This is a genomic window from Bacillus proteolyticus, assembly GCF_001884065.1.
In the GTDB taxonomy this organism is placed as follows: Bacteria; Bacillota; Bacilli; order Bacillales; family Bacillaceae_G; genus Bacillus_A; species Bacillus_A proteolyticus.
On the sequence record NZ_MACH01000135.1, the window covers coordinates 1 to 13743 of the forward strand.

Sequence of the window (13743 nt, forward strand, 5' to 3'; positions counted from 1 at the left end):
CCCGATTGGTGAGGGCTAATAATCAATGGGGATGCCCCCCCACTGATTAAAGTTTCACTGTATTTCACCATTTCATTTGAAAGTAAGATGTGGAAATTTAAAATACTTTTTCTAAATTGTTTTATAACTATGTAAAGGAAAGGACATTTTCATAAATAGGAAAAGTTATTTCTAATACGTATCAAAATAGCGCTGTAAAAAAATATATACCATGCATGCTAATACAAAGCTTAAAAAATACTAATACGAGGGAGTAAGCAGTAATTAACTATAAATTGTAAAAAGGCAGCTTTTTTAGCTACCTTTTACAGGGAGATTGAAAAATCTTGGAGGCCATTCATGAGTATAAGCAAAAATTGCTTATATATAGTATGCACATTATTTATAGTTTTATCCCATTATTTAGTATGAAGAAAACGTATACTTATCGTTAATAAATGTAAAAGAGAAGAACTTGTTTATTATGAATAAAAAGAAATTATATAGTTTTAAAAAATAATGAAAATATATTTATTTGTTTTATAGAGGCTTGTTATTAGGCATATGGGTCTAACAATAAAACAAGCTTTGAATAAGCTAATAAAAAAGGAGTTGATTAATAATGGGTTATATTGTAGATATTTCGAAATGGAATGGAAATATTAATTGGGATATTGCAGCGGCTCAGCTAGATTTAGTTATTGCTAGAGTTCAAGATGGTTCGAATACTGCGGATTTTATGTATCAAGGTTATGTGAAAGAAATGAAGAAACGTAGTATTCCATTTGGAAATTATGCATTTTGCCGTTATATATCTATTTCAGATGCAAAAAAAGAAGCGCAAGATTTTTGGAATCGTGGCGATAAAAATGCCAAATTTTGGGTGGCAGATGTAGAAGTTCAAACAATGGTAGATATGCAAGGTGGGACTCAAGCATTTATTGATGAATTACGCCGATTAGGTGCAAAAAAAATTGGTTTATATGTAGGACATCACACGTATATATCATTTGGAGCTCGCAATATTGATGCTGATTTTATTTGGATTCCTCGTTATGGAGGGAATAAACCAGCATACCCTTGTGATATTTGGCAATATACTGATTCAGGAAATGTTCCTGGTATTGGAAAATGTGATTTAAATCAATTAATTGGGAATAAAAATCTTTCTTGGTTTATAGGTTCAAATCAAACAAATCAATCTAGTATTGGAGATAGTAAGCAACCAAATGGAATTGGTATTGCAGTTTCAAAATATAATGATGGATACGGCATTAATTTATATGAAAATCCTGCGAATCCACAATTTACAGGAAGACTTACGAAAAAAATCCCATATTTAATTTTTAAAGGTTATTGGGAAGGTGGCGAAAAAGATATGATTTGTTTAGGTGGAGAACAACAGTGGGCTAAGTTAGAGCATTTTAATGTGCAATGGTACTATGCATACTCAAAATACACACCTGGATATGAAATTAGAACGTACGATGGACCAAACGGGAATGATACAGGTGCGGTCGATGTGAAAATTCCTTATCGTATTTGGAATCGTCAGGATGGATATGTAGATATAGGTGGAAACAAATGGATCAAAGAAGAACATGTACAGATTAAATGATGTTAAAAAATCGGCTGCATGCCAGCTTTTAGTGTTTAATAAATCTTGCCTCTGACATGAAGAGAAATACTTGCGGAAAACACATTAATTTCACAATAGCGCTGTATAGTTCCTAATATACAATTATCAAAGTGAGGTATTTGAATTGAAAAAGAATAAGCTATTTATGGGAACTATTATTACATGTGTGGCGCTAGCATTGTCTGCGTGTGGTTCCGCAGAAAATGTTGCAACATCAAAAGTAGGAAACGTGACAGAGAAAGAGTTAAGTAAAGAATTAAGGCAAACATATGGAAAAAGTACTTTATCTCAAATGATGTTAAATAAGGCATTGCTAGATAAATATGAAGTTTCAGATGAAGAAGCTAAAAAACAAGTAGACGCAGCGAAGGAACAAATGGGTGACAAGTTTGATGTGGCTTTAGAGCAAGTAGGGTTAAAAAATGAAGATGAACTAAAAGAGAAAATGAAGCCAGAAATTGCGCTTGAGAAAGCGATTAGAGCGACTGTCACAGATAAAGATGTGAAAGATAACCATAAACCTGAAATGAAGGTAAGTCACATTTTAGTGAAAGATGAAAAAACTGCGAAAGAAGTAAAAGAGAAAATAAATAATGGTGAAGATTTTACTGCTTTAGCGAAACAATATTCGGAAGATACTGGTTCAAAGGAACAGGGCGGAGAAATAGCTGGTTTTGCTCCTGGTCAAACTGTGAAAGAGTTTGAAGAAGCTGCGTATAAATTAGATGCAGGACAAGTAAGTGAGCCAATAAAAACATCTTATGGTTATCATATAATAAAAGTGACGGATAAAAAAGAATTGAAACCATACGATGAAGTAAAAGATACGATTCGAAAAGATTTAGAACAACAAAGACTGCAAGATGCGACAGGTAAATGGAAACAACAAGTAATCAATGATCTATTGAAAGATGCGGATATTAAAGTAACAGATAAAGAATTTAAAGATACATTTAAATTCTTAGATGAGAAATAAGGTTTAGAAGAAAAACAGAGATTTAGCATAATGCTATATTTCTGTTTTTTTATTTTCAATAGAAAAGGGAACTCGTATAGAGTTCCCTTTTCACGTTAGTGTGTGTGTTATAAATAGATAGTAAGACAATACAATATTACATTTAAATATTAAGAATTACAATGGGAAAATTTGTATGTAGATAAAAGGAATAAGCAATTTAATTCGCAAAATGTTGAAATGATAATATTTTAGTTAATTAATCTTGTTAAATATAAACTAAATATATTTTTTGTATTTTCTTAGAGAATGAATAGAAGACATAATTTAAAGAATGATACATACCATATTATCGGAGAGTAAATTGACTTTATACGAAATGAAATGTAGAAATTTTTATTGCAAAAAGTGTTCTATATTATAATATGAATATTTTTAGATTTGCTAGATTATTAAATTAACTTGGAGGAGAATATATGAAAGTTATTTTTAAAAGAGAAGGCGGAGGGAAAATTTTCGAATCAGCTAATGAAAATATAAGTATTTTACTAGATGTATTAAAAGAAACAAAAGGGATAAAGATTGGGATGATTGAGTATGAAGTAATAGAATATAAACTGGAATATTATCGGAATCCGAAAAAAACAGAAACAGAGAGAGAATTACATATTATTATGCAACCTAAACTTAATCAATAGAGAAAGTAAAGTAATGAAATAATTAGTTTTGACTTTGTTCGTCCTTACTGATTATTATCCCGCACATAGCAGGATCAGTGAAATGATTTGTCGAAATGTATGAAACTTATAAAGAATGTATTGTTTTACATTCTTTATAAGTTTCGAAAATTTTGTGATTTCCGTTCATAATAAAAGTATATGCTTATGTCGATGGATGGTTAATGAATAGTAAAACTAAAATTTCTTTTATCTATGCAGGAAATGAATGTATAAATGAATAAATAAATGTATTTATGAAGAGCTTTGTTGAATAATATTGGAGGAGTTAAAAATGAGTTTAGCTAGTTATATAGGTTGTAATGTAGAAGTGCCGTTAACCCCAGAAGATTCCAATGATTTAATCATAATTGGACCGTGCTTTTCAGATGAAGGTTTACTTGAAGTTGTAAAAAAGCATCAATTTCAAACAAATTACATTTATGAAGTATCATCAGGATGGGGAATAGAACTGGTTGAGTGGCAAAGATTAGTTGATAAGAAAGAATCTCAAAATAAACTTTTAACTTTATGCTCGATTATGGAAGGGTATTTAAAAGAAGGAGATTACTTTGAATTATATAGTTGTTGGGTTGGTGAAGAAAATCAGGAAAAAGTAGGGGGATTAAATTTGAAAATAAATCATTTTGATGTAGCTGAAATTTGTATTCCAGAAAGAACGTTAGTTAGGATAGAAAAGTAGAAATATAAAAGCGACTCCTCATTGGGTGGAGTCGCTTTTATTGTTGCTACACGTATTCTATGGTGTGATAGGAAGTGCAAAGAAAATTGATTAATAATAGGGAGTAATCAATGGGTATGAATAAACTTCATAGATTAAAGTTACATTTTGTTTGAAAAATTTACATATTGCACTTCCAAAAGAACGTTCGTTCGTGTATGTTGAGAACAAATGTTCTTTTGTAGTGGAGATTTCTACAAATTCATAAATAGTTTTGAATTGGAAAGCTACGCTACATATTAAATAAGAGATGGATAAAGTGTATTTAGAAGTGAAATTTCTATTTTGTGAATGGATAGATATAGAAAATTGAGGAGTAAAGAAAATGAGTTATGTAAAGATACAGGAAACAGGAAGAGAGTGGGTTCCGTTTACAGTAATGTCGGAACAATTATTAAGTATGAAAAAAATTATTGGAGAGAAATTAAAAGTCCAAAGACCGCTAATAACTAATGAAGCGAAAGAAAGTATTACAGACAAGTTATTAACTTCATTATTGTCTGAAGAAGAGATGTTAGTGACATATTTTGAAGAAGGATACATACTTACAAGTTATATGACAGTGGTTCATATAAATCCTATTCAACAAATTGTAAAATGTACAGATGCATTTTATAAAACATATATATTTTCTACAATGGACATAATTGATGTAACCTAAAAGAAGCTGAATTTTGAAATTTAGCTTTTTTAATTTGTCCCGCTATTGGTGGGTAGTTAGATTCACACCTCGAAATTTGGCTGTACGTCAGGCTGCCTGCAAAAGCCCAATTGTTATGGATTAATAGTCAATGGATAATAGACAAAACCCTTACTATTTTTGAAGAGGTAAAGAATTAAATGAAAAAGCAGCTAGATGCAAACTAGCTGCTTAGCCCCAGGGAAAGGGAGAAAAAGATTGGGCACTCAAAAAATTAACGATAGCTGTTTATCAGCCTGAGTATAGTATAGACAAATTTAAAAATATTATACAAATCTGATTACAGATCTGGTTAGGCCGTACCAACTTGGTTTTGATCTGCTAAATCAGAATCAAATGTATTAGTCGCGCTAACCCCGCTAAAAGTGTTCACAATGAAACCAACGTTAGATGCGCCAGAGCCGTTATAAGCTTTTGTATTCTCCTTTGGAGAAACGTTGTAGAAATCACCTAAGTTGAAAGATCCGTTACTATTTTGTACAACTAAATTCCCAACAACTGAGGGCATAATTTTCACCTACCTTATAAGTAATTGTTTGCACTACTATATGAAGGTATAGTTTAATTGGTTCATGTGGCAAATATTGTGGGATAGGGAAACGTTTGAAGCTTTATTTAATCAATTTAGCAAAAAGTATGTTAAATTTAATGAAGAGTTGAATTTTATAAAGAGCAAATTCTAATAATTAATATATACGGAATTAAAGGAGGCGAAATGTAATGGATAATGTTATAAAAACAGTAGATTTAACAGATGTAGAATCAAGTAAACTTGTTGCTTTTATTTGTAGTAATGATGTTACATTGATCGAAAAAGCATTTTGTCCTAATGAAATAAAATTAAAGTTTAATGAAATAGCGATTTTATCGGCAATTAAAACAGCATATATTACGAAAGTATCTATAAGGAAAGAACTTGAAGCGATTTTTCACGATACAGGCGTTTTATTAGTGAAGCAAAATGTTGAAAGGAATAGTATTCAATCTATAACAATGCATTTTGAACAATTTAAAAAGTTGCAAAATGAGATTGAGAATTTAAATGAAAGCGTGTTTAAGGCTACGTGAAAATACTTGGATAAAGGTGGATCATGTTATGTTGAAAATGTGGATTGAAAAGTATTTGGATAAATCGAACTGTAAACATAAATATAAATATACTTTCATCAATGTGTAACCTATATTTATTGATATGAGAAATGTAGGAAAGAGCAGATACAATTTAAAAATAATAAAGATACAAACAAAAAGAGTAACTATGATGGTTACTCTTTTTGTTTGTAATATGTAATATCAAAAATACTCCTAAAGTATGAAATGAATTGATACTTAAGTAAGAATTTGAATAAGAATAAAAAGAGTAATATTAATTGAAAGGAGGAGATGAAGTTGGAGCGAAACGACATTGAAAAACTTGTAATTATTACTGGAGTAACGCAAGGGTTAGGACGTGCATTGGTTGATAGGTTTCATGAATTGGGATGGAATATAGTAGGGTGTGGACGCTCAAAAAATAAAATTGAAGAGCTTAATAAATATTACGGTACTTCACATGATTTTCAAATAATTGATGTTTCAAATCATCACCAAGTTAGTAAATGGGCAAGTTGTATTCTTAATAAGTATAGGGCTCCTGATATGTTAATAAATAATGCATCGATTGTTAATCAAAACGCACCGTTATGGAAAGTTACCGCTCAAGAATTTGAAAGTGTAATGAGTGTAAATGTGAACGGGGTAGTAAATGTCATTAGGGCGTTCGTCCCGGCGATGATAGCTAGAAAAGAAGGGATTATTATTAATATGAGCTCTAGTTGGGGAAGAGAAGGTGAGGCTGAGCTTGCTCCATATTGTGCTTCGAAGTTTGCTATTGAAGGTATCACGCAGTCCATGGCAATGGAATTGCCAAATGGCATGGCCGTAGTTGCTTTAGATCCAGGTGGAAGTATTAGCACTCCAATGCTTCACTCCTGTGCACCTCAATATGTAAAAGAATCTCCTACACCTGAAATATGGTCACATAAAGCAATCCATTATATATTAAATATATCAATAGATAAAAACGGAGACTCATTGACATGTCCGATATGCGTTTAATGTTTAGCTAGGTATTAAATGTGATATGCACATTTTTGAAGGACAAGCATATATTGAAGTATGTAAAAAGCATTTGCAAATTAGACATTTATCGAGAAAGCCCTTGTCAAAAAGAGCGCCTGAATGGTGCTCTTTTGTATTATTAGTACATTATGTGATGCACAAAATTACATATGAAAAATAAAATAAAGAATTGAAGGTGATATTTGTTTGTTTCGAATGTACTAGAAAATTTTAATATAGGTGATGGGAAATGAACCTACGCGATTTAGAATTGACAGGGGCCTGGTTTCAAGTAGGAGGAAATCTTACAGCAGCAATTGGAACAACTAGAGGTTTTTCAGGAGAAGAAAAGATTGAGTCGGATCTTGTTATTGTAGGGAGTTCATTACAAGCCCTCGGATATATATTACAAATCATAGCAACTATTGATGCGAAAGATGAAGATAAATGTGAGAAGCAAGAGATAACTATAGATAACAAAAATAAAGCGCTAGCGAAAACGGGGATTGAGTTATTAGCTTTAGGTAATATTTCAAATGTAATAGGAACGTATTTTAATCTCAATGAACAAATGAAAGAAAATGATTTCCTTATAATTACTGGAAATAGTTTGCAATCAATTGGTGCTTTTTTAGGAGTAGAAGTAGCATTGAATGAGATAAATGGAATACAGTGGATTATCGTATTAGGGAATTCAATGCAAAGTTTAGGTGCGGGATTACAAGCATATCAAGGTATTAAAAATATATCAAAAGAAGAAAAGGGAAACGAAGACAGTAATATAGATAAAGAAGCTCAACGTATAATAGGGCTAATAGGCATTTGGATACAGGCAATAGGTACTGTAATTTCAGCAATTGGATTAACCGAAATAGTAGAGGAACAACGATTGGAATCTAAGAAAAGGTGATGAAATACTCATTTCAATGAATTTTGGAGTATTTCAATTTTAGATGTAGGACAAGATTGATGTGTTAATTCATTTTGTAGGCTTTTTCATATAGGTGTAGAATATACATATAAACGAACAAGTGAAAATAACTTGTTAACGTTAGTGAGATGCTCCTCATTTAGTTATACTATTATATGTGATTTTTGTAATGGCGAATTCTTATATATGCTTTTAGAAATAATATAATTTCATAGGTTTGATAGTGTAGGAGATGGATGGGTAAGAATTGAAAAAATAAACATTAAGGAGTTTTTTAGACATGATGTACTTATTAGCAATTCTACTTCCGCCAGTAGCTGTTTTATTTTGCGGAAAGCCGTTTCAAGCGATTATTAATTTCATTTTAACCTTGATTTTTTGGGTTCCAGGAGCGATACACGCAGTTCTTGTCGTACATGATAAAAAAGCCGACAGGCGACTTAAAAGACAAATCCAAGCGTACGATGAAATTAATAAAAGAAGATAGAAGGTAAATTGCGAGTGAAAACATACAAAAAAGAAAGGGAATTTGATTCGCCTTTCTTTTTTGTATGCCAATCGAGTTTAAATTTTAGTGTAGCGGTAAGAATTTTTAATATAGGTATTATGATAATAACTTTTAGAGTGTGCGTTTAATAAACCGGTGTAAATGCTTTCTGGTACATTAAAGAAATCATACATACCATTCTTTAGTTGAATACGTAAAATCATTGAAAAAGGATTATAGCCTACAGCAACTATATTTTTTGAGATAACGGGAGAGAGCTTCATCAATACGCAACTCCTTACTTTTCATTTTAGATGGTTTCTTCTAGATAAGGGGATTGTCGTGTTGAAATCCTAATAATTAAAGAGGTATTATATTTATATGCGATATATCAAATGTTCTTTATACGCAATTATAAGGAAGTTCACACGAAGTACATATCGTTGTGCTATTTTTATTTCACCTTTGATTTATAAATAAGAAAATATTGACCATTTGAAAAAAAGGTATATTATTTATACAAGGTATTAAAAATTCACTTCTTACATTCTATGCTTTAAGGGGCAGCATTATTAGAAAAAATAGAAGTGAAAATAGTTTGTATAAGAAGTATTCTAAAATTTATAATCTGTGAATTGGGAAAATATTGAATGCTCCAGGTCAATATACTTTCTTGACTAAATGTATTTGTGAAAGTGACCTCAATATTTTTAAGTAAATCAACGGGAGAATTGAAAGGCAGGAGAAAGTAACATGTCAGAAAATTATCGTTCTCGAGAGGAGCGAAGACAAGTTCAAAAGAAAAAACAGCCAGCTTCTAAAAAAACAAAACCAAAAGGTAAAACATCGTTTTTCCGTAAATTTTTAATTAGTTGTTTACTACTTGGTATTGTAGGTTTAGTGGCAGGGGTGGCTACCTTTTTCGTTATGATAAAGGATGCGCCGAAACTTGAGAAAGCAAAACTTGTTAATCCGTTATCCTCAAAAATTTATGATAAAGACGGGAATTTGGTATATGAATATGGGAAAGAAAAGCGGACGAATGTTACGTATGATCAAATCCCTAAATTGGTAGAAAATGCATTTTTAGCGACGGAAGATGCACGTTTTTATGAACATAGTGGAGTAGACTTTAAAGGTACTGCACGTGCGGTTTTAGTCAGTCTTAAAGGAGATTATGGCTCTCAAGGTGGAAGTACGATAACGCAGCAAGTTATTAAAAATTACTTCTTATCGATGGAAAAAACGTCAAAGCGTAAGGTTCAGGAAATATATTTAGCGTATAAGCTAGAACAACAATATTCAAAACATGAAATATTAGAGATGTATTTAAATAAAATTAATTTAGGTAACCGTTCATATGGAATCGCAACTGCAGCACAAAACTACTATGGTAAGGAATTAAAAGATTTAACTTTACCAGAAGTTGCGATGCTTGCCGGTTTACCGAAAGCACCAAATAACTATGATCCAACGAAAACAGAAAATATTCAAAGGGCAACAGAAAGAAGAAATACTGTACTAAACTTAATGAATCGACATGGTTATATTACAAAGGCAGAAATGGAAGAAGCATCAAAAGTTCCAGTAACAAAGGGACTTAAGACTGCAACTGTACAAACAATGCCATATCCTGCATTTATGGATGCGGTTGTGAAAGAAGTAGAAAAAGAACTACCAGATGCTAATATTGGTTCTGATGGTTTAGAAATTTATACAACATTGGATCCAAAAGCACAGGATTATGCTGACAAGCTTTTAAATGAAAATATTATTAATTATCCAAATGAGAACTTCCAAGGCGCTTTCACATTTATGGATACGAAAACAGGAGAAGTTCGTGCTATAGGTAGCGGACGTGGTGAAAATAAAGCGGTATTTAAAGGGCATAATATGGCAATTGAATTAGATCGTGCAGCTGGTTCGACAATGAAGCCAATTTTTGACTATGCTCCTGCAATTGAATATTTAAAATGGGCTACTTACCATCAAATTGATGACTCGCCATTTAAATATTCAACTGGACAAGAAGTTCGAAATGCAGACAGAAGTCATTTAGGCCCAATTACTATGCGTGAAGCATTAAAGATGTCGCGTAATATTCCGGCAATTAAAACTGCAAAAGAAGTGGGAATTAGTAAATCGAAAGATTTCTCTGAGAAATTAGGTATTACATTTAATGCAGCACCGACAGAATCTACAGCGATTGGTACAAACGAAGTATCACCAACTGAAATAGCGGGTGCTTATGCGGCATTTGGTAATGATGGTAAGTATACGAAGCCGCATTTTGTTAAGAAAGTAGTTTATCCAGACGGCAAGTCACAAAGTTTTGGACAAAAACCAAAACAAGTTATGGCGGATTCTACAGCATATATGATTACTGATATGCTTCGTTCTGTCGTTACATCAGGTACTGGTACATCGGCAAATGTGGACTCTTTAGATGTAGCTGGTAAAACAGGTACAACTAACTATTCTTCAAAACAACTAGCACAATATGGAATTCCAGAAAGTGCAACTCGTGATAGTTGGTTTGCAGGTTATACACCGCAATATACGATGGCAGTATGGACTGGATATATGAAAGATGGCAAAGATGAGTATATTAGTAGTAAAAATACGAAAATTGCGCAGTTGATTTTTAAATCAATGATGAGCGAGATGGCTACAGATAAATCACGCTTTAAAATGCCAAGTAGTGTTATTCAAGAAGGTAGTGAGTTACGTATAAAAGGTGAAAAACGTGATTCATCTCCAAATACGAGCGTACCGGATACAACGGAACAACCAAAACAAGATCAACAGCAAAAAACTGAAGAAGAGAAAAAGCAAGAAGAATTAAAGAAACAGGAAGAACTTAAGAAACAAGAAGAGCAAAAGAAACAAGATGAACTTAAGCAACAAGAAGAGCTTAAGAAGCAAGAAGAGCAAAAGAAACAAGATGAATTAAATAAGAAAAATGAACAAAATAATGGAAATGGTCAAGGAAATACAACTCCACCGAACAGTGGTGGAGGCCAAGGAAATACAATCCCACCGAACAACGGTGAAGGCCAAGGGAATACAACTCCACCGAACACCGGTGGAGGCCAAGGGAATACAACCCCACCGAACAACGGTGGAGGTCAGGGGGATACAACCCCACCGAATAACGGTGGAGGGGGCCAAGGGAATACAACTCCAACGCCACCAGCAACAACGCCACCAACTACTGGTGGGAACACAGGAGAAGCCCCTGTCAATAATGGACAATAAATAACGTATATAAAAAAGCACCAAAGGTACCGATAAAACGGTTCCTTTGGTGCTTTTTATATTATAAAGATTACTATTATTTTTAAATGTTAAAAGTACCATAGAAATTTTGAAAGTAAATTGATGGGAAATGATAAAAAATTTGAGTAGGAGGTATTGGAGGATAGCCTGGGTTATAGAAACCAGTACTACTAGGATGTGTGCCATGATTCCAATATACAGGGGTGACTTGCCCAGGAGTTTGGAATTGTTGCCAAGTAGCAGGAAGTTCAATACCAACATCGGAGCTAGCTGTATGAACAGAGGGGACATGTATTGAAGGAACTGACGGAACTGCAGTAACTATTCTTGGTGATACCCACATGAAACGATCACTCCTAAGTTTAATAATAAAATAGTATATTCTTTTAGAACATATAAAGGTACATATATAGGACTTTCGCTTAAAACATAGGTATAAAGTCGTAAGACCAACTTAAATTGATGGTAGACCATTTATTATGAAAAGATACGTCTATTAGCGGAGGGAAAAGGAGCATGAAAAATATACAATTGATGTGTTGATTGCAATATTTTGCGTGTTTATGGAGGAATTTTAATGGAACGATTATGGACGAAATCATTTATTCAAATGACTATCGCGATGTTATTTTTATTTACAGGGTTTTATTTACTTGTTCCAACGCTACCGCTCTTTATTAAAGAGATTGGTGGAAATGAATCACAAGTTGGACTGATGATGGGAATGTTTACAATAGCTGCAGTTGTAATACGACCGATTATCGGAGGAATGTTAGATCAATATGGTAGAAGATCTTTTATTATTTTCGGACTCATATTTTTTGGGATAACGATGTATTCGTATAATTTAGCATCGACTATTGTCCTTTTAGCTGTTTTACGCGTTATTCACGGAGTGACGTGGGCTGTTTCTACAACAGCAGTTGGAACAGCGATAACTGATATTATTCCAGATTCACGTCGTGGTGAAGGAATGGGCTGGTATGGCATGGCGATGACAATCGCGATGGCAATTGGCCCAATGATTGGATTATGGGTTGTACAAAATTATTCATTTCATGGTCTATTCTTGTTAGCGACTTTTTTATCCTTTATGGCAGTCGTATTATCGTTAATAACGAAAATACCATTCACGCCACAAAAAGAAAAAGGGAAAATCCAGCTGTTTGAAAAATCCGTTTTATCAATAACGATTGTTGTTTTTTTTTATCATTTGCATATGGAGGAATAACAACATTTTTACCGTTATTCGCGTCATCAATTGATGTGAATCCTGGGACATTCTTTTTTGTATATGCAATTGCTTTAACAATTGTAAGGCCGATTTCAGGTAAATTATTAGATAAGTATGGAGAAGTATTTATCATACTCCCGGCACTATGTATTACCATTTTAGCGATAGTTGTATTAACGATTTCAAATGGTTTGACTGGTGTAATTATCGCAGCAGCATTATACGGTGTTGGATTCGGTTCAGCACAGCCCGCTTTGCAAGCAGCGATGCTGACAATTGTTGATCCTAGTAAAAGAGGAGTTGCTAACGCTTCATTCTTTACTGCATTTGATTTAGGTATTGGATTAGGTGCGATTTTACTTGGAGTTGTTTCACAAATGTTTGGTTACCGTATTTTATTTGTTGGTAGTGCAATTTCTGGATTAATAGCTTTAATTCTTTTCGTTGTTTTTGTAAAACAAAGATTAGGCAAAAAAGATTTTGCGTAAACAGGAAGGGCGAAGATGAAAATTTCAATTGAACATGATGCTCTACGATGATTTAAGGAAGAATTGCGTATAAAGTATGATGAATCGCTTTAATTTATCCCGCTATTTGCCGGGCAGTAAGACTCACACCTCAAAATTCGGCTGGAGCAAAGAAGTTAGGTGGTAGATAAACTGCTCGTAAACGCCCGATTGGTAAAGGTTAAAAATCAGAGGGAGATGAACAAAACCCCCACTGATTAAAGTTTCACTTTATTGTAATGTGCGGAGGAAATAGTGCAATTCATCCAGGATACTCTTTAGGAATTGTTTCTGAGAAACCAGTTCGGGAAATAGTGTCAGTTGAGAAAGACGGTATATTATTTTTATAGATTTTGATAATCTTTCGTACCTTCAAAACTATGATTTAGTTGTCAGCTATCGTAAAGAAACGGAAGAAATTCAATTTAATTATGTAAAATAATAACTTTATTAAAAATAAATAAATTTTATATAA

The 13743-nt window shown here is 32.8% G+C and carries 13 protein-coding genes and 2 pseudogenes; 12 read left to right on the forward strand and 3 right to left on the reverse strand.

Features of this window, described 5'->3' with window-relative positions; all coding sequences use genetic code 11:
* The first annotated feature begins 601 nt into the window (after nt 1-601).
* The 5 genes from BAQ49_RS23810 (at nt 602) to BAQ49_RS23830 (ending at nt 4692) form a co-directional block, all read left to right on the forward strand.
* Nucleotides 602-1597: a glycoside hydrolase family 25 protein gene (locus BAQ49_RS23810; RefSeq protein ID WP_071747322.1), complete on the forward strand. Its 996-nt coding sequence runs from the start codon at nt 602-604 to the stop codon at nt 1595-1597.
* A 145-nt stretch (nt 1598-1742) separates the two neighbouring features.
* A complete protein-coding gene (locus BAQ49_RS23815) occupies nt 1743-2594 on the forward strand; it encodes a peptidylprolyl isomerase PrsA (RefSeq protein WP_071747323.1) in 852 nt (283 codons plus the stop codon).
* A gap of 455 nt (nt 2595-3049) precedes the next feature.
* The gene (locus tag BAQ49_RS23820; RefSeq protein WP_071747324.1) at nt 3050-3271 is read left to right on the forward strand and encodes a hypothetical protein; all 222 of its coding nucleotides are present in this window, start codon (nt 3050-3052) and stop codon (nt 3269-3271) included.
* Between the two features lie 313 nt (nt 3272-3584).
* Nucleotides 3585-3992, forward strand: a complete 408-nt coding sequence (locus tag BAQ49_RS23825) for a hypothetical protein (protein WP_071747325.1) — start codon at nt 3585-3587, stop codon at nt 3990-3992.
* 364 nt (nt 3993-4356) lie between these two features.
* Nucleotides 4357-4692: a YolD-like family protein gene (locus BAQ49_RS23830; RefSeq protein WP_071747326.1), complete on the forward strand. Its 336-nt coding sequence runs from the start codon at nt 4357-4359 to the stop codon at nt 4690-4692.
* 331 nt (nt 4693-5023) lie between these two features.
* On the opposite strand, the gene BAQ49_RS23835 is transcribed toward BAQ49_RS23830, so the two are convergent.
* Entirely contained in the window at nt 5024-5239 is a 216-nt protein-coding gene (locus BAQ49_RS23835; RefSeq protein ID WP_071747327.1) for a spore germination protein, read from the reverse strand.
* Between the two features lie 212 nt (nt 5240-5451).
* Between BAQ49_RS23835 and BAQ49_RS23840 the strand changes: the two genes are divergently transcribed.
* From BAQ49_RS23840 to BAQ49_RS23855, 4 genes are all read left to right on the forward strand, one after another.
* Nucleotides 5452-5799: a hypothetical protein gene (locus BAQ49_RS23840; protein ID WP_071747328.1), complete on the forward strand. Its 348-nt coding sequence runs from the start codon at nt 5452-5454 to the stop codon at nt 5797-5799.
* 321 nt (nt 5800-6120) lie between these two features.
* Nucleotides 6121-6828: an SDR family oxidoreductase gene (locus tag BAQ49_RS23845; RefSeq protein WP_071747329.1), complete on the forward strand. Its 708-nt coding sequence runs from the start codon at nt 6121-6123 to the stop codon at nt 6826-6828.
* Between the two features lie 253 nt (nt 6829-7081).
* Nucleotides 7082-7741 carry a DUF6944 family repetitive protein gene (locus BAQ49_RS23850; protein WP_071747330.1) on the forward strand — a complete coding sequence of 220 codons (660 nt, stop codon included), beginning with the start codon at nt 7082-7084 and terminating at the stop codon, nt 7739-7741.
* A 301-nt stretch (nt 7742-8042) separates the two neighbouring features.
* On the forward strand, nt 8043-8249 hold the full coding sequence (locus BAQ49_RS23855) for a YqaE/Pmp3 family membrane protein (protein WP_000990221.1): 207 nt from the start codon (nt 8043-8045) through the stop codon (nt 8247-8249).
* A 77-nt stretch (nt 8250-8326) separates the two neighbouring features.
* Here BAQ49_RS23855 and BAQ49_RS23860 read toward each other — a convergent pair whose 3' ends face one another.
* Nucleotides 8327-8533, reverse strand: a complete 207-nt coding sequence (locus BAQ49_RS23860) for a KTSC domain-containing protein (RefSeq protein ID WP_000777813.1) — start codon at nt 8531-8533, stop codon at nt 8327-8329.
* Between the two features lie 469 nt (nt 8534-9002).
* On the opposite strand from BAQ49_RS23860, the gene BAQ49_RS23865 reads away from it, so the two are divergent.
* On the forward strand, nt 9003-11507 hold the full coding sequence (locus tag BAQ49_RS23865) for a transglycosylase domain-containing protein (RefSeq protein WP_071747331.1): 2505 nt from the start codon (nt 9003-9005) through the stop codon (nt 11505-11507).
* A gap of 82 nt (nt 11508-11589) precedes the next feature.
* Here the strand turns inward: BAQ49_RS23865 and BAQ49_RS23870 are convergent, their stop codons facing one another.
* On the reverse strand, nt 11590-11871 hold the full coding sequence (locus BAQ49_RS23870) for a hypothetical protein (protein WP_071747332.1): 282 nt from the start codon (nt 11869-11871) through the stop codon (nt 11590-11592).
* A 234-nt stretch (nt 11872-12105) separates the two neighbouring features.
* Here BAQ49_RS23870 and BAQ49_RS23875 point away from each other — a divergent pair.
* Together BAQ49_RS23875 and BAQ49_RS33335 are read left to right on the forward strand one after the other, a co-directional pair.
* Nucleotides 12106-13250, forward strand: a pseudogene (locus BAQ49_RS23875) (MFS transporter).
* A 248-nt stretch (nt 13251-13498) separates the two neighbouring features.
* Nucleotides 13499-13710, forward strand: a pseudogene (locus tag BAQ49_RS33335) (HesB/YadR/YfhF family protein); the annotation flags it as partial.
* Nucleotides 13711-13743: the final 33 nt, after the last annotated feature.